We start from the raw sequence: 16,560 nt of genomic DNA on the forward strand, positions 1-16,560 counted from the left end.
ATGAGGGTAAACGCATACATTACTTTAGTTCTTTTTTTGTTCACTATACCGTACGCATCAAAAGCACAGACAGAAAAACCGAAGTCCATCTACAATTACATCGAAGCATTTAACCCTCAATTCTACACGTCGAATGGGTCTGTCTATCGCTCCGCAAGCGGAAAACCTGGTCATGAATACTGGCAAAATGCCGTTAACTACAGCATCAAGGCTTCTTTAAATGATCAGACAGATGAAATTAAAGGAACTGTTCAGATTGACTACACCAATAATAGTCCAGATGAATTAAAATTTATTTGGTTGCAATTGGATCAAAACCTGTTCAATCCGAAGTCAATCGGCCAAGCCGTAGTTCCATTGGAGAACAGCCGTTACGGCGATGCCAATTCGGAATTTAATGGAGGCTACACAATCAGTTCAGCAAAATTTAGCGACGGTCAAGCAATCAGCTATACAATAAATGACACTAGAATGCGCGTGGATTTACCGCAAGCATTGGCTGCCAAAGGTGGTAAAGTCAGCTTTACAATCGATTACAGCTACATTGTTCCGAAAGAAGGCGCAGATCGTACAGGAATTTTAGATACGGAGAATGGCAAGATTTATGCAATCGCTCAATGGTATCCACGTGTAAGTGTTTACGATGATGTGTTAGGATGGAATAATTTGCCTTATTCTGGACCTGGCGAATTTTACTGTGAGTACGGCGATTTTAATGTAGAAATCACAGCACCTGCAAACCACATTGTGGTTATGGGTGGAGAGCTTTTGAATCCGAAAGAAGTCTACACAACAGAACAGTTCAACAGACTGCAACAGGCTAAATCAAGTGATAAAACGGTGATGATCCGTTCTTTAGAGGAAGTGACACAGGCGAGTTCTAGACCGAATAAAAAAGAACTGACTTGGAAGTTTTCATTGAAGAATGCCCGCGACATCGCATGGGCATCGTCCAAAGCATTCATTCTAGATGCAGCGAAGATTAATCTTCCAAGTGGCGCGGTTTCTTTAGCTATGTCAGCTTATCCAAAGGAAAGCAATGGCGGAAATGCCTGGGAACGTTCGACAGAATACACCAAAGCTTCAATTGAATACTATTCAACTAAATGGTTTGAATACCCTTATCCTGTGGCTGTGAATGTTGCAGCGAATGTGGGCGGTATGGAGTATCCAGGAATTTCGTTCTGCGGATTCAAAGCGAAAGCAGGAAGTCTTTGGGGCGTTACCGATCATGAATTTGGCCACAACTGGTTCCCAATGATTGTTGGAAGCAACGAACGCCTGCACGCATGGATGGATGAAGGTTTCAACACGTTCATCAATGAACTATCGACGGAAGCATTTAATAAAGGAGAATACGTCAGAAGAATGGGAAGCCGCAACAACATGGCGCGTGCATTTGCCAATCCGACGTTGGAACCGATTATTTCTACACCACAGAACATGAAAGAACGCAACATTGGGGTACTTGCCTATTACAAACCGGGATTTGGATTGCGCTTGCTGCGCGATCAGGTGATCGGTGCCGAACGTTTCGACGCGGCATTTAAAAGTTATGTGCATCAATGGGCATACAAACATCCTACACCGGATGATTTTTTCAGAACAATCGAGAATGAAACTGGCGAAAACTTAAATTGGTTTTGGAGAGGCTGGTTCAAATACAACTGGTTGCTAGACCAATCGATCGACTCGGTGGATTACATTGACCTTGACCCTAAAAACGGCGCAAGAATAACCATCAGTAATTTACAGAAACTACCGATGCCTGTTGTGATTGAAGCTACAATGGAGTCAGGAAAAAAAATTCGTAAAAAACTGCCTGTTGAAATTTGGGAACGGAATACTTCTTTTAAATTTGTGTTAGAAAGTGATGAAAAGTTAGTCAAAGTCGTTATCGATCCGGATAATGTTTTCCCTGACATAAATCCTGAAAATAATACTTGGGGAAATTAAGTTAATAAGTATATGAAGAAAGATTATAAGCTAATTAAATTATTAGGTCTGCTGACCGTTTTGATGATCGGTTCGATAAGCTATTCCAATGCCCAAACAATTAAAGGAATAGTGCATGAACTCGAAAGCAGCCAGCGGATCAGAAGTGTGACCGTCAAAAATCTTCGGACAAATCAGGAAGTGGATACCGATCAGGAAGGCCAATTTCAGCTTGATGGTAAAATCAATGACTACCTGGAATTCAAATCCCCCGGCTATCAAACGGACACCGCCTTTTATTATGAAGAAGCGATCGTGCGTGTGTATTTGATCCGGGAAGACAATACCATTGTGATCAATGAGGTTTTGGTAACGCGCCTTACGGACAGTCGCCTGAATGTGGAAATTGAAAAAGCGAAACGTGAAGGCCAAGCCATAGACGTCAGTCAACAGCAAGGTGGGTTCCGCCTATCGCCTTCCCGCCTATTCGGCAAAAAAGGAAAACATGCGCGCAGCAATTTAGACCTGTTGCTTCTAGAACGTGAAAACCGCATGATCGACCGTAAGTTTACCAATCAACTGATTGCATCGCTTACGCCCCTGACAGAAACTGAAATCCCGCTTTTCAGAGAGCTTCATCGTCCAACATTGGATTTTATACAAAAAGCATCCCCTCAGGATTTGCAATTGTATATCATTGACGCTTATAAAAAATATAAAGAAGACAATTAATTTTTTTGACACAATGTAATCGTTGTGTCAATTTGGCTTAAACTGTAACATAAATTATTACAGTAACTTTATTCTCCCTACATTTGGACATTGATAAAGTAAGATATGGTATTCTCTAATTTAGAATTTGCAACGCTCGTACACATTATGTTGCTGCTGTACACGGAAAAAGAATCAGAAGACTGGTTGACATCCGACTACATCGCAGGCAGCGTCGGTGTGAATGCTGCTGTCGTTCGCCGGGAAATAAAAAAACTTAAGCAGGCCGGGCTTGTTGTAAGTAAAGAAGGAAAGAACGGCGGTGTAAAAATCATTCCTGACTCGGAGATCGACCTAGCAAAAATTTACCTAGCTAATGTTTCGGACAAGGAAGAAAAATACAACAATACCAATCCTAAATGTGCTGTTGGGGGTTCTATAAACGAACTCCTTGAAGAAATTTATCAGCAGACAGACTTAGAAGTTATTCAGTCTCTTCAAAAAATCAAATTAAGTTCCATGTACAAAAATTTAAAAAAATAGATATGAAAGTAGCATTAGTAGGCTCGACCGGCTTTGTTGGTCAAGCCATTTTAAAAGAATTAACAGATAGAAACCACGAAGTTACTGCCATCGCCCGCGATGTCACTAAACTAAAAGACCTTCCAAACGTTATCGCGATCCAAGCAGATGTGAATGATGTGAATGCATTGTCTAGTGCATTAAAAGGAAGCGACGCCGTAGTCAATGCATTTAATCCGGGATGGACGAATCCAAACCTGTATGAAGATTTTACAAAAGGAAGCCGTTCTATTTTAGAGGCGGTAAAGGAATCAGGCGTGAAACGCTACGTTGTGATTGGCGGTGCTGGAAGTTTGTATATTGGCGACAAGCAATTGATTGAGGACGAAAACTTTCCTAAAGCGATTAAGCCAGGTGCTTTGGCGGCGACTGAATATTTAGAAGTGATCAAGCGCGAAGATGAATTGGATTGGACATTCTTTAGTCCTTCTATCGAGATGAGTCCTGAAACTTCTGGAAAAAGAACCGGCAAATACCGAACAGGTTTGGAGAATCCAGTATTTAACGATGAGGGCCGCTCGGTAATTTCTGTCGAAGATTTAGCGGTTGCTATCGTTGACGAATTGGAAAATAACAAATTCGTTCAGAAAAGATTCACAGCAGGTTATTAATACAAGAAACTCCCGAGAGAAACTTTTCGGGAGTTTTTTTATAATCAGCGTCGCTGACCTTATCCCACATTCCCTCCTATCCGATTGTACATATTTTCAAATTTAACCTGCCTTTCAGTGCCTAACGCCATTCGCTTTGCGATATGATATTCCTTGTAGCCATTGGCATATAAAAAATCCAAAGCTACCTTATTTTCTTTCGGAAAAACAACCGTATCCAGCGATTTCAGATGAAGTTTTAAAAGTTCAACTCCCGCTTTGGGATGCGATGCAATGACGAGTCCCTTTCCTAATGTAGGCAGATAAAATCCCCTAACCTGCTCCTCTTCAACATACACAAACCCCGACTGCAGGTGATTTTGCAATTCGGATATACGATCCTCCCCACTGCTTTCTCTATCAAGCGCCAGAATTGCTTCTTTAAACTGTTCAGCATAGGGATGTATATAGTTGCCATTAAGAACAAGACCTGGGAGCTTCACATCTTTAAAGAAATAATATACTGTTGTCGTTTGAAAACCAACCTTTTCATAGACTGGTGCACCTAAATCTGTCGCTACCAAGTTAATAGTTTTGCATTGATGCGCATAGGCAATATCGATCAAGCTGTTAGTAATCAGCTTCCCAATCCCTTTTCCGCGGCTTTGGGAATGAACTATAATATGTCCTAACCATGCCGTATCGCCATGGACAATTGTCGACCCAACGCCGACAAGTTTACCCTCATCCAATACTTGGATCGGGAATGAATAAGCAGACCCTACATAGGAAAGAAAATGAGGTTTTATGTCATCCCATTCTTCTTGCTGCAAATCCTCAAGCGCTGGAATATCTTCTTCAAGAAATACTTTAATTTCCATACAAAATTCGTTCAAATACGGTACAAGATTGAAGCTTCAATATCCATACAATTTCATGAAAAACAAAATGGATAGGCCGAGAAATAGAAGAATTGACATCGGGATGAATGAGTTGGCATTTGTTAAAATCGGAAATGTCATTAACTTCGTAGTATGGCACATGCAGCAACTATCGAGCAAAGTACAATGGATGATCTGAAAGATATTTTCCATTTATACGATTTGGCTACGGCCTACCAGAAGACTCACATCAGCAATGGCTGGCCTTCTTTTAAAGAGGAAATGGTTGTCCAAGAAATAAACAAAGGTTATCAATATAAATTTGTCGCCGATGGACAGACGGCTTGCGTATTTGCCATTGCGTTGCATGATCCAGATATTTGGTTTGAGAAAGACGAAGACCCTGCTCTCTACATCCATCGCATTGCGACGCATCCGGATTATCGAGGCCAGCATTTTGTAAAGCAAATCGTCGAATGGGCAACTGATTTCGCCGTTGCGAACAAACTGCAATTTATCCGGATGGACACCACAGCCGGAAATCCCAAACTAATTGCCTATTACCAAAGCTGTGGGTTTGACTATCTCGGCGACGTAAAGCTGGGTTTGTCAGAAAACCTTCCAGCACATTATCAGAACGCGAGCATGTCCCTATTCGAAATTAAGGTCAACTTATGATCCCTTACGTCGACTGCCATACCCATCAATTTTACGAACCTTCGGATTCGGTCATTTCGATGCGCAACTGCATAGTGTCTACGGATTATTTTCAAAATCAGCTTTGCTCAGTCGGAATACATCCTTGGTATATCGATCAAGATTATGAAAATCAATTGAGCACACTTCGTAAATATGCCGCTAAAGAGAATGTGCTTGCTATTGGGGAATGCGGGCTGGACAAACTTTCTTCTGCACCGTGGGAAAAACAAGCCAAAGCTTTTCAAGATCAAATTGATCTTGCGAATGCCTTATCCAAACCATTGATCTTACATACAGTCCGAGCTTATCAAGAAACTGTCGAACAACTGCAAAATCAGAAACTGATCAGCAGGGTAGTTTTTCACGGCTTCAATAAACATGCACAGCTTGGCTATTCTCTCGTTGAAAAAGGTTATTTCTTAAACCTTGGTGCAGACATGTTGAAGGGCAACCTAACAGAACTAATCCATGATATCCCATTGACGTCTTTGTTTCTAGAAACAGATGATAAAAATATTTCAATACAAGAGATTTATACTTATTTTTGCGCCGTTCGAAAAATTAACGTCGAAACGTTAAAACAACAGCTTTACACAAATTTTTGTACTGTATTTAAATATTCAAAATGAAGGATTTATCGTGGCTATCTAGGACTGAAGCGTTGGTCGGCAGAGATGCTTTAGAAAAGTTAGCGCAATCGCATGTGATGGTTTTAGGCTTAGGTGGCGTTGGATCGTTTGCTGCTGAATTTATCTGTCGTTCGGGAGTCGGAAAGATGACGATCATAGACGGTGATACGGTAGACCCAACGAATAGAAACCGACAGTTGCCGGCTCTAGCGACCAATCATGGTGTTTCCAAAGCGAAGATTATGGAAGAACGCTTGAAAGCGATCAATCCAGAATTGGACCTGACCATTATTGAAGATTTTATTATCCCAGAAAAAATTCCTGCACTGCTAGATCTTCGCCCAGATTATTGCATTGAAGCTATTGATAGCATTACTCCGAAATTATTCTTTATCAGATTGGCTCTGGAAGCCAAAGTTCCTTTTGTGAGTTCGATGGGCGCCGGTGGCAAAATGGATCCTACGAAAATCAGGATTGAAGATATCAGCAAGTCTTACAACTGTAAATTAGCGCATCACGTGCGCAAGAAACTCCGCAAACATAACATCCGCAAAGGGTTCAAAGTAGCATTCTCAACAGAAACACCCAATAAAGACTCTTTGTTATATACCGATGGTAGCAATTTTAAAAAATCGGCTTATGGTACGATGTCTTATCTTCCGGCGGCCTTTGGTGGCGCCATCGCCTCTGTAGCGATCAGGGAGTTAATAGAAAACTAACCATCGGATTAAAAGGTTCAACTGCGGGAAAACCGAGATTTTCCCGCAGTTGAAAACTCTTATTCAAATTTGCTCAATTCTTGTTCTACTAAGCCCATATTGTTCAAATCAATCTGTTTTGCTTTCATTTTAGCAACGACAGCTCCTGGAACAATTACATAGCGGTATGAAATTCCTGTAGATAAGGATATGGAGTTTGATCCGTCATGTGTAAATCGTTGAACGACAATCTCCTGATTCTTTAGGTGATAAGCAATCGTACTTGCTTTGCCTGCCGCAAACGAAGTGTATGGCAATTGAAACGTACCTCCTCCAAAGTTTAAATACATTAGAACTACCGAACTATTCATCGTAGTAGCCGTGACTCTAGGTGCGTAAATATGTCCGACACGTTGCAGCGTTCCATCAATTGTACTATCTCTAAAATTTCTTGCCAATTGCCATCCGCTGTAAATTACGTTTGCAGTACCCGTAGCACCTCTCAAATTCACCGCAGTTCCCCAACCAGCCGCGGTTTTAGGACCATAAAAAAGGTAGTTATTGGTTTGAAAATAGAAATCACCTACTGCCCCTATCGTTGTTGCGGGGACAACATTCCCGCTTAATATCTTGGATCCGCTCGCGCCAGCATTGCCAGTCGCTCCTCGTAGGCTTACGCCAGTTCCCCAACCATCACTCGTTTTTGGACCATACAGCAAGGAAGTACTTGTACGGAAATAATAATCTCCATTCTTACCGATAGATGCTGTCGGAACTGCTGTACCGCTGTAGATAATCGACCCGTCATCTCCATTTGCTCCGGCAAGCCCCCGCTCGCCTTGTGCTCCTTTGTCGCCTTGAAGGCCTTGCGGTCCTTGATCTCCCTTTTTGCAGGATGTTAAATAGATAGCTACTATAGCTATGTAAATAAGTATACGTTGTGCTTTCATAATTCTTAACTATTAATCTTCATATTTTAATTTGATTAAAACTACCAGTAAACTAAATAGGTATTCGCCTGACTTAGTGTATCACCAGTTTGAATGAGCGAATCAGGAAGATGAGTGAGAGAAGGTTAGCGAGGATTATTAGCCAACGGTTAAAATTAGCCTAAGAACTTTTGTTTTAAGAAATAAAAACTGCAGACTATTTTGTTTCAAGCAACAAATAGTCTGCAGTGTTACGATAAGAATCGATTGGAATGCTTAGCTTATCTTTCCCAGAAGAAAGGTGGCTCAATGCCCAATGAACGAAGGTAAACAGTGCCTTGTCCTCGATGATGTATTTCGTTATCTATGAAATACATAATGTTATGGATCACAGGAAACTCATATTGTCCGAACAAGTTAAATGATTCATGGAAACGCTCGATTGGAATCTGATTATATAGGTCGATCAATTCAGGCGTATTAGCATCCCATTCTTTTAATAGATCTTCTTTAGTATGCAAATCTAAGTTATGGTTGTAAGGCTCCATCGATTTCGTGACGATGCCATTTAATCCTGGAACATCGATGCTGATCAATTCTTTGACTAGATCGGCGAATGTGCGCATACCACCAATAGAATACTCAAATAATTCTTTTTCAGGGAATGCTTCAATTACTCGTCTAGTCAATCGGCGATGGCCTAACCAATGCTCAAGGATCTCTTCTTTCGATAATACGTTTTGTGTGCTCATGTCTTTATTGTTTTTATTGCTAAATCTTATACAACAAATGTCGCTCCATCAAATGACAACCTTGTGTCACGCTAAAAATTGCTATAAACTTTTTTTTTGATGCCATGGCAATGCTATACTGGAGCAAAAAAAACAACATAGATAGTAGACAACATAAAGCCTCATAAGGAAAGGCGAAATCTGCAATCTCGCTACAACGTATTTAAATGCATATTTCTTCTTGTTTACAGCAAATTTGCTAGATGTTTATTCTGATTTCCTACAAGTTGTGTGCGACCTCCTATAAGTTAGACGTGAACTCATACAAGATGGATGTAAACTCCTATAAGTTGGAAGTGAACTCCTATAAGTTGGACGTGAACTCCTACAAGTTGGACGTGAACTCCTGCAAGTTGGACGCGAACTCCTACAAGTTGTGCACAAGTTGCTACTAGTTGCACGCGAGATCCTATAAGTTTATGACGATCTACTGGAACTTGCATTGCACTTTCTACCCAAGATACAAGAACTAATCTTAGCAGTTAAAGTCATGCGGAACAGTTTTGAGCTATTTAATTACAAATTTATTCGATGAAAATTACATGCTATATTTTTTCTTGTTACAATTCGAGGCATAAAGCCTATCATTCTTAAAATTTTTAAAAGTTTTTTGGGAGAAATTAGTATTAATCGCTGTGAAAATATTTTCACAGTTTTCAACATAAAAGAAATTTGATATTTCGATAAATAAAAATATTATAGTAAATAGATAAACCGTAGAATCAATTTTTACTTTACTGAAAACAAGAGATTTAGCTCTATAAATATTATTTTTTATTTCACTTTATTTATCTTATAAATTAGCATGATTAATTAATTTTTGCATACACTAACATGTAGCTGGTATATGCATTTTGTCAAACTTTAAATACAATAAATTATGAAAGCTACAAATGCATACAAGAAATACTCGTATCCGAAATTCGGTGAGTTTATGGTTAATACAATCAAGAAACAATCAGAAAACAAAATCTTCGAAAATGAATGGCCTAGAATGGCTCAACTAAAGCCGATTTGCGATCGCTACTTGGCTCTAATGGATGAAATTAAAAACAACAGGAAGCCAGAATCTGAAACACTGCGGGATGATGTTCGCACCGAGGCACATGAAGTGCTAAAGAAGAATGTGAATGCCGTAAATGGAATCGCTGATGGTGATGAAGCGATACTGATTGCTTCGAACTTGCCTTATACCAAAGTTGGGTCAGGAAAAGCAATCCATCTTGTTCCAGTGACTGAATACTTGGTGAAATATACGAGTGAAGTAGGCACTTATAATATCAAGTTCAAAGCACAGCACTCTATGAAACTGGTTTCTGTTTTTTTTACTACCGAAAATCCTTTCGTCAATGAAAAGGTAACTTGGGCGAGAGAAGATTATTTCAAAAGCAGTATCGTATTCAGGTCAGGGCTGACTTCGGGCAGGGTGTTTATCAAACTTGTCTTAAAAGGAAGTCTCGGTGATACGATTGAAACACCGATCCTAGAGTTCGCTGTCACCAAAATTATGTAATTGATAGTTCAATACGGTAAATAGGTGAATGAAGGGACTAGGCTCCCAGCCAATGTCCCTTCTCTTACTAGAAAAGTCTGCGTTCAAAGAGTCCCTCCTCTTGTATCGCGTGCTCAATAGCACGCCTTTTTCCAAATCATTGGGCACCAAAATAAAAAATCGAAAATTTGCATACAGCTATTTCAAAAAATAACAGACAATTGTATATTTGAATTCAAAGATTTTCGAAGAGAAAGTAACCATTATTAATTGTAAGTATATTTTATACCCGATTTCGTGAAAACAGCAGTCAAACTGTCTCCCGAGTTTAGATCTCAAACGACAAAAGCGATAACGTCCATCGTTATCTTTGCGCTAACTTATGGGCTTATTTTAGGATTAGCCATGGTACTTACAGGTTTATGCGTGTATTTTGCCATTCAGATTGTAATTTTGAAACCAACCTTTGTTACCGCAGGATTAGGTATTGGCTTAGCCAGTCTGGGTGTGCTGGTCCTTGTTTTTCTGATCAAATTTATTTTCAAATCCAACAAGTTCGATCGCTCCCACCTACAGGAAGTAACGCGCGAACAGCAGCCTCGCCTTTTTGCGATGATCGAAGATATTGTCGGCAAAGTCGAAACTGATTTCCCTAAAAAAGTCTATCTATCGCAGGACGTGAATGCTTCGGTATTCTATGATTCTAGTTTTTGGAGCATGATCCTTCCAGTTCGCAAAAACCTCCAAATCGGTTTAGGGTTAGTCAATACCGTTACAGAGAGCGAGCTAAAAGCGATACTATCGCATGAATTTGGACATTTCTCCCAGAAAACGATGAAGGTTGGAAGTTATGTGTACTACGTTAACCACGCCATTTACAACATGTTGTACGACAATGAATCGTATGAAACCATGATGGCAAATTGGTATAATGCAAGTGGCTATTTTTCATTTTTTGTTATCGCTGCGCTAAAAATAGTTCAGGGCATTCAATGGATACTGCGGAAACTCTATACGCAGATCAATAAGCATTATCTCGGATTATCTCGAGAAATGGAATTTCATGCCGATGAGATCGCGGCAACAGTTACGGGCTATGAACCGCTTAAAGAATCCCTATTGCGTTTGCCTCTAGCAGATTTATCCTTGAACAATGCATTGAATTTCTATGCTTCGGAAACCGAAGATCCAATTAAAACAGCAAATATCTATCAAGAACAGCAGTTCATTATGAATTTTCTGGCCGAACGAGATAAGTTGCCTATTATCCAACAGATCCCGATGGTAACGCTGGAAGATTCCAAGAAATTTAATAAATCCAAATTGCAGATCAAAGATCAATGGGCTTCCCATCCTAGTACAGAGGATCGCATCCTGCGCATGGAACAGACCCAGCTGCATGCAGAAGACGCTGCGAAACAACGAGCCGATCAACTCTTTGAACAGCTGGAAATTCTACAACAGCAATTCACGGCACGCAGTTTTGAACAGATTGACGCCGAAAATAAAGCCAAGCTAATCTCCTTTGATGAATTTAAAGAAAAGTACGTGATTGACTTTAATAAAAATAGTTTTCCAGTTGTGTATAATTCGTATTATGACAACAAAACGGTTACCCAAGTTGATATTCATGAGCCTATGCGTGTTGAAGCGACTATCGAGGAACTATTCTCCGATGCTAAAGTCAATCTAGTGTATGAAGAGTATGCAATTAAGATGGACATCGGTACGCTAAAACAAATCGCGGAAGGAAAATCTGAGCTCAAAACCTTTGATTATGACGGCATCAAATATGCTATTGAGCAGAGCGAAGAAGTAGCTAATAAATTAGCCGAACAATTGCCTTTGTTGGAGAAGGAGATTATAGCCAATGACACCGCGATTTACTGGAAGTTTAAACAGATCGAATCGGAACAGCAGAGAGAACCCCAGCTGGAACGGCTCTATACGGATATGATGGACTACGATGCCGGCTTTGAAACCAAATATAGCATCTATATCGACCTGCTCAATGGGTTGAACTTTCTCAACACCACGACAGAATACCAACAGATCAAAGAAAATCTTCAAAACTTAAAGCCACTGGAGGAATCTTTTAAGACAGAACTAAAAAAAGTGATGGATGGCAATGCAAACTATTCCATAGTCAATAAAGATATACATGACATTTTCGAAAAATACCTTGAGGGAAATTATACCTACTTCGACGAGACGATTTATCTAGATAATGAATTGAATTCATTTTTCCATTGCCTGCATAATTACGCCTATAGCTTAAGTATTTTACGCTTTCAGCTTAAGAAGAAGGCATTGGATTATCAAGAGTCGTTGATCAATAACGAACATCCCATCTCAGAGCAGCATATTGCGCAGCAAAATTTATAATAAAACGTTATGAAAATTATTCTTGTTATCTGCCTGTACTTAGGTACAGCTCTTCCTTCTTTCGGACAAATGATCCTCTCGGCAAAAGGTGTCAATCCGGAGAATGTATGCAAACCTGGGAATGTGTATTTCTTAGCTGAAAAGCGAGCTAAGCCGCTTGTAGCAATTGATTCGATTGGATTGCGGATAAATAAAGCTGTTCAATTTGCTAAAGAGAATCCCACTTTTGCTGCTACAGCTTCCATCCAATGTGCCGTAAATTGCAATGGCGAACTTGGAGGAGGTTTTCATGTCGTGACGTCTACTGCAAATCAGGCATTAGACGCTGCCCTTATGGAATTTCTTAAAAGCGTCAAAACTTGGTCACCGGGATACTTAAAGAAGAAGAAGGTCGACAGCTGGTACATGTGGCAACTGGAAATTAAAGATGGGCAAATCCTTATTTTAAACTAATGCATTCAAGCAGGTATAAGTATTTAACATGCTGCTGAATACCGACAACTGATTTCTAATAAGCAAGCTATGTCATATATGCTGTACCTGCATAAAATTAATTTTCGCTTAACATTCATATCTTTTGGGAATCGCTATATCTCAATCAATAATCTTATCTTTGTGTTTTGAAAATTTGACAGATTAGACATGAGTAAAGTAAAAGTTGGTTTGGTTCAAATGTCTTGCGTAAAGGATAAGACAGAAAATTTGAACAAAGCGATTACAAAAGTAAGAGAAGCCGCTGCAAAAGGTGCACAGATCGTGTGTCTGCAAGAGCTGTTTACTTCGCTGTATTTTTGTGATGTAGAAGATTATGACAATTTTGATTTGGCAGAAGCCATTCCAGGCCCATCTACGGATGCGCTATCGGTGGTTGCTAAGGAATTAGGTGTCGTGATTATCGCTTCTTTATTTGAAAAACGTGCACAAGGTTTATACCACAATACCACAGCTGTGCTTAATGCAGACGGTACGTATTTGGGCAAATACCGCAAAATGCATATTCCGGATGATCCTGCGTTTTATGAGAAATTCTATTTCACGCCGGGCGACCTAGGCTATAAAGTATTTGACACCAAATTCGGAAAGATCGGCATTCTGATCTGCTGGGATCAATGGTATCCTGAAGCTTCGAGAATCACGGCATTGAAAGGTGCTGAAATTCTTTTTTACCCAACGGCAATTGGTTGGGCGACGGATCAGGATGAAGAGACCAATGCGGATCAATATGGCGCATGGCAAACCATTCAACGTTCACATGCTGTCGCAAATGGCGTTCCTGTCGTATCCGTAAACCGTGTCGGCTTTGAGCAAGATGGCGCAATGAAATTCTGGGGTGGCAGTTTTGTGGCCAATGCGCAGGGAAAATTATTATACCTAGCTTCGCATGAAAAGGAAGAAGTAGAAGTGGTTGAATTGGACTTGAACCAAACGGATTATTTCCGCAAACACTGGCCATTCTTGCGCGATCGAAGGATCGATTCGTATGCGCCGATCACCAAGCGCTTTATTGATGATGAAAACTAACAGCGTTCTATAGAAAATTGAATAAGCTATGCTTTTAGATTTTGCTAAAAGCATAGTTTTTTATTTTAGTACCTAATGAAATTACATAAAGAATACCGAGCGTCAGATTTCAGCGAAACCCCAAAGGACTTGGGCTATTATTTTCCTGCCGAATGGGCAGAACAGGTTGCGCTATGGCTTAGCTGGCCACACAAAGAGGAATCTTGGCCAGGCAAGATCGAAAGCATTTATAAGCCTTACTCCCTTTTTATCAAGGCAGTGGCCAAGGATCAGCTGGTTCGCATCAATGTGAAAGACCAAGCGATGCAAGATGTAGCGATCAAGCATCTGCAAGCGGCCGAAGCCAATATGGACCATGTGGAATTCTTCTTTTTTCCGACCAATGATGCTTGGTGCCGTGACCATGGGCCTGCTTTTCTGTTGCACAAAGAGAAAACAGAGAAAGCAGTCATTGATTGGGGCTACAATGCTTGGGGAGATAAATACCCGCCCTATGATCTGGACGATGTGATCCCAACGAAAATTGCGCAGCATTTTGATCTTCCGCTGTTTACGCCAGACCTTGTTATGGAAGGCGGATCGGTTGAATTCAATGGCGCAGGTACGGTATTGACTACGACGGCTTGTCTATTGAACAAGAACCGCAATCCGCACTTGACCAAAGAACAGATCGAGCAATACCTCCTATCCTACTATGGACAGGAACAAGTGCTGTGGCTGGGCGATGGAATTGTTGGCGATGATACCGATGGGCATATAGATGACATTACCCGTTTTGTGAATGAAGATACCGTGGTGACAGTGGTAGAAAGCAATCCTTTGGACGAAAATTACATGCTCCTTCAGGAAAACTTACATACCTTGCGCAGCTTCAGGTTACCTGACGGAAGGCCGTTGAACATTATCAAACTGCCAATGCCCTCACCTGTAATTCATGAGGACACACGCTTGCCGGCATCTTACGCCAACTTCTATATTGCGAATAAAGTCGTGGTCGTACCTGTTTTTAATGATGTGAATGATCAGGTTGCGTTGGATATCCTAAAGGAATGTTTTCCAGATAGAGAAGTGATCGGCATCGATTCTGTAGATATTATTTGGGGACTTGGAAGCTTTCATTGTCTAAGCCAGCAAGAACCTGCGATTATCCGTTAAACTATAAAAGAATTTTTAGAAAGAACTATGAAAAGAAAATTAGGCATCGTACTGACATGTTTGTTGTACGCTGTATTTGGTTCGGAAGCTGAGGCTCAGGAACGTGACGACCGCGCTACGATCGTGAACTTTAAAGGTATTCAATACACGAGCAAAGACTCGTTGTTTTACACAAACTTTAGGTTCCGTATGCAGAACCGGCTTAAGTATACCGACGTGCTAGATGAGGTTTCCAATGGTTCTTGGGAAGCGCGGATCCGCAGGCTTCGGATGCGGATGGACGGATATATCTACACGCCGAGAATAAGTTATACGATCCAGCTAGCATTTACACGTGGCGATCAGGATTTTGACGATACCGGTATTCCAAACATTGTGCGCGATGCGGTGATGTTCTTTAACTTCACTGATGACTTTTATATCTCATTCGGACAGAATAAGTTGCCAGGTAACAGGCAACGTGTTAATTCATCAGGATCTTTGCAGTTTGCTGAACGATCACTGGTGAATGCGGCCTTTAATATTGACCGTGATTTTGGCCTTTCGGCCAATTACAGTAAAGAAGTAGGCGGTGTAGCATTCACAGCTAAGGCTGCGGTTTCGACCGGTGAAGGACGTGTGGCTGAACCAACAGACAACGGCTTAGCATATACGGGTCGCGTCGAGTTTTTACCTTTTGGAAACTTTACGAATGACGGCGACTATTCGGAAGGCGATCTGGAACGCGAAGAGCGCCCGAAATTGTCCATCGGAGCAGGCTATAGTTTAAATGAAAACACGACGCGTTCAGGCGGTCAGACCGGGAAGTTTATTGTCGACCCGATTACGTTAAGAACAGCTTTTGCAGATGCAATCTTTAAGTATCAGGGATTTGCTTATCAGGCGGAATACATGTCTCGGGATGTGGATAATGCACTCGTGACAATCGATGATGATGATCTTTCAGATGGTTTCGCATTTAAAGGCTGGGGGTTGAATCAGCAGACTTCCTACCTCCTTAATAAAGGCTACGAAGTCGCTGCGCGCTATACCTTAGTAAAACCAAATGAAGAAATCCGCGATTTTGAAAGACAGACGGAAGTCATTGAATTGGGCTTAACGAAATATATGAAAGCGCATCGCTTAAAGTTTCAGCTCAACGGAAACTATACATTTAAAGAAGGTGAGTTTAACAATGCGAACCAGAAAGCTGCTTGGGGCGGAACGTTGCAGGTGGAGCTAGGGATTTAAGCATACTAATTCGGAAGTATATGGGTAAAGAATTAATCTTACGTGAAAAATTGGCTATCGAGCGTACGCACATGGCTAATCAAACTACTTTTTTATCCTACCTAAGAACGGCCATGTATTTTTTTGTTGCCGGATTGACGATAGATAGTTTCTTTCCTATTTATTCAAGCCATTTGTTGCTGATCCTTTTCTTTTGCATTTCGATATTTCTATTGCTTTTTGGAGGCTATAGTTTTTATAAGAACAGAAAATGGATCAATAGAAACAAGATACATATCGGCGAGTATAAATCAGAATTTGAGGATAGCAATCGGTAATGTATTCACTAACCA

The 16,560-nt window shown here is 40.6% G+C and carries 17 protein-coding genes; 14 read left to right on the forward strand and 3 right to left on the reverse strand.

The genetic code is table 11. The features are described from left to right. From C4F49_RS17035 to C4F49_RS17050, 4 genes are all read left to right on the forward strand, one after another. Entirely contained in the window at positions 1 to 1,956 is a 1,956-nt protein-coding gene (locus C4F49_RS17035) for a M1 family metallopeptidase (protein ID WP_196937036.1), read from the forward strand. 12 nt (positions 1,957 to 1,968) lie between these two features. Continuing rightward, entirely contained in the window at positions 1,969 to 2,667 is a 699-nt protein-coding gene (locus tag C4F49_RS17040; protein WP_196937037.1) for a hypothetical protein, read from the forward strand. 105 nt (positions 2,668 to 2,772) lie between these two features. Beyond that, positions 2,773 to 3,189, forward strand: a complete 417-nt coding sequence (locus C4F49_RS17045) for an Rrf2 family transcriptional regulator (protein ID WP_196937038.1) — start codon at positions 2,773 to 2,775, stop codon at positions 3,187 to 3,189. 2 nt (positions 3,190 to 3,191) lie between these two features. Then, positions 3,192 to 3,839 (forward strand): NAD(P)-dependent oxidoreductase, encoded by a 648-nt coding sequence (locus C4F49_RS17050; protein WP_196937039.1) that lies wholly within the window; start codon positions 3,192 to 3,194, stop codon positions 3,837 to 3,839. Between the two features lie 59 nt (positions 3,840 to 3,898). Here the strand turns inward: C4F49_RS17050 and C4F49_RS17055 are convergent, their stop codons facing one another. Then, positions 3,899 to 4,699: a GNAT family N-acetyltransferase gene (locus C4F49_RS17055; RefSeq protein ID WP_196937040.1), complete on the reverse strand. Its 801-nt coding sequence runs from the start codon at positions 4,697 to 4,699 to the stop codon at positions 3,899 to 3,901. A gap of 153 nt (positions 4,700 to 4,852) precedes the next feature. On the opposite strand from C4F49_RS17055, the gene C4F49_RS17060 reads away from it, so the two are divergent. Genes C4F49_RS17060 through C4F49_RS17070 form a run of 3 tightly spaced genes read left to right on the forward strand, consistent with a single transcriptional unit; the run spans position 4,853 to position 6,746 of the window. Next, on the forward strand, positions 4,853 to 5,377 hold the full coding sequence (locus C4F49_RS17060; protein ID WP_196937041.1) for a GNAT family N-acetyltransferase: 525 nt from the start codon (positions 4,853 to 4,855) through the stop codon (positions 5,375 to 5,377). Continuing rightward, positions 5,374 to 6,027: a TatD family hydrolase gene (locus C4F49_RS17065; RefSeq protein WP_196937042.1), complete on the forward strand. Its 654-nt coding sequence runs from the start codon at positions 5,374 to 5,376 to the stop codon at positions 6,025 to 6,027. Before C4F49_RS17060 ends, C4F49_RS17065 begins: the two co-directional genes overlap by 4 nt. Then, positions 6,024 to 6,746 carry a tRNA threonylcarbamoyladenosine dehydratase gene (locus C4F49_RS17070; RefSeq protein WP_196937043.1) on the forward strand — a complete coding sequence of 241 codons (723 nt, stop codon included), beginning with the start codon at positions 6,024 to 6,026 and terminating at the stop codon, positions 6,744 to 6,746. Before C4F49_RS17065 ends, C4F49_RS17070 begins: the two co-directional genes overlap by 4 nt. Before the next feature lie 59 nt (positions 6,747 to 6,805). Here the strand turns inward: C4F49_RS17070 and C4F49_RS17075 are convergent, their stop codons facing one another. Together C4F49_RS17075 and C4F49_RS17080 are read right to left on the reverse strand one after the other, a co-directional pair. After that, positions 6,806 to 7,675, reverse strand: a complete 870-nt coding sequence (locus tag C4F49_RS17075; protein ID WP_196937044.1) for a collagen-like triple helix repeat-containing protein — start codon at positions 7,673 to 7,675, stop codon at positions 6,806 to 6,808. 260 nt (positions 7,676 to 7,935) lie between these two features. Beyond that, positions 7,936 to 8,406 carry a DinB family protein gene (locus tag C4F49_RS17080; RefSeq protein ID WP_196937045.1) on the reverse strand — a complete coding sequence of 157 codons (471 nt, stop codon included), beginning with the start codon at positions 8,404 to 8,406 and terminating at the stop codon, positions 7,936 to 7,938. Positions 8,407 to 9,325: 919 nt separating this feature from the next. Between C4F49_RS17080 and C4F49_RS17085 the strand changes: the two genes are divergently transcribed. The 7 genes from C4F49_RS17085 to C4F49_RS17115 all read left to right on the forward strand — a co-directional run bounded on the left by C4F49_RS17085 (position 9,326) and on the right by C4F49_RS17115 (position 16,545). Then, positions 9,326 to 9,958, forward strand: coding sequence for a hypothetical protein (locus C4F49_RS17085; protein ID WP_196937046.1), 633 nt, complete (start codon positions 9,326 to 9,328; stop codon positions 9,956 to 9,958). A gap of 276 nt (positions 9,959 to 10,234) precedes the next feature. Beyond that, complete coding sequence (locus tag C4F49_RS17090) at positions 10,235 to 12,322, forward strand: M48 family metalloprotease (protein ID WP_196937047.1); 2,088 nt, start codon at positions 10,235 to 10,237, stop codon at positions 12,320 to 12,322. 9 nt (positions 12,323 to 12,331) lie between these two features. Next, positions 12,332 to 12,775, forward strand: a complete 444-nt coding sequence (locus tag C4F49_RS17095; protein WP_196937048.1) for a hypothetical protein — start codon at positions 12,332 to 12,334, stop codon at positions 12,773 to 12,775. A gap of 189 nt (positions 12,776 to 12,964) precedes the next feature. After that, positions 12,965 to 13,843 (forward strand): carbon-nitrogen hydrolase, encoded by an 879-nt coding sequence (locus C4F49_RS17100; RefSeq protein ID WP_196937049.1) that lies wholly within the window; start codon positions 12,965 to 12,967, stop codon positions 13,841 to 13,843. Positions 13,844 to 13,918: 75 nt separating this feature from the next. After that, positions 13,919 to 14,998 carry an agmatine deiminase family protein gene (locus tag C4F49_RS17105; RefSeq protein ID WP_196937050.1) on the forward strand — a complete coding sequence of 360 codons (1,080 nt, stop codon included), beginning with the start codon at positions 13,919 to 13,921 and terminating at the stop codon, positions 14,996 to 14,998. Between the two features lie 27 nt (positions 14,999 to 15,025). Continuing rightward, the gene (locus C4F49_RS17110; RefSeq protein WP_196937051.1) at positions 15,026 to 16,228 is read left to right on the forward strand and encodes a porin; all 1,203 of its coding nucleotides are present in this window, start codon (positions 15,026 to 15,028) and stop codon (positions 16,226 to 16,228) included. 20 nt (positions 16,229 to 16,248) lie between these two features. Next, entirely contained in the window at positions 16,249 to 16,545 is a 297-nt protein-coding gene (locus C4F49_RS17115; protein WP_196937052.1) for a DUF202 domain-containing protein, read from the forward strand. Positions 16,546 to 16,560: the final 15 nt, after the last annotated feature.

The organism is Sphingobacterium hungaricum, assembly GCF_015210005.1.
In the GTDB taxonomy this organism is placed as follows: Bacteria; Bacteroidota; Bacteroidia; order Sphingobacteriales; family Sphingobacteriaceae; genus Sphingobacterium; species Sphingobacterium hungaricum.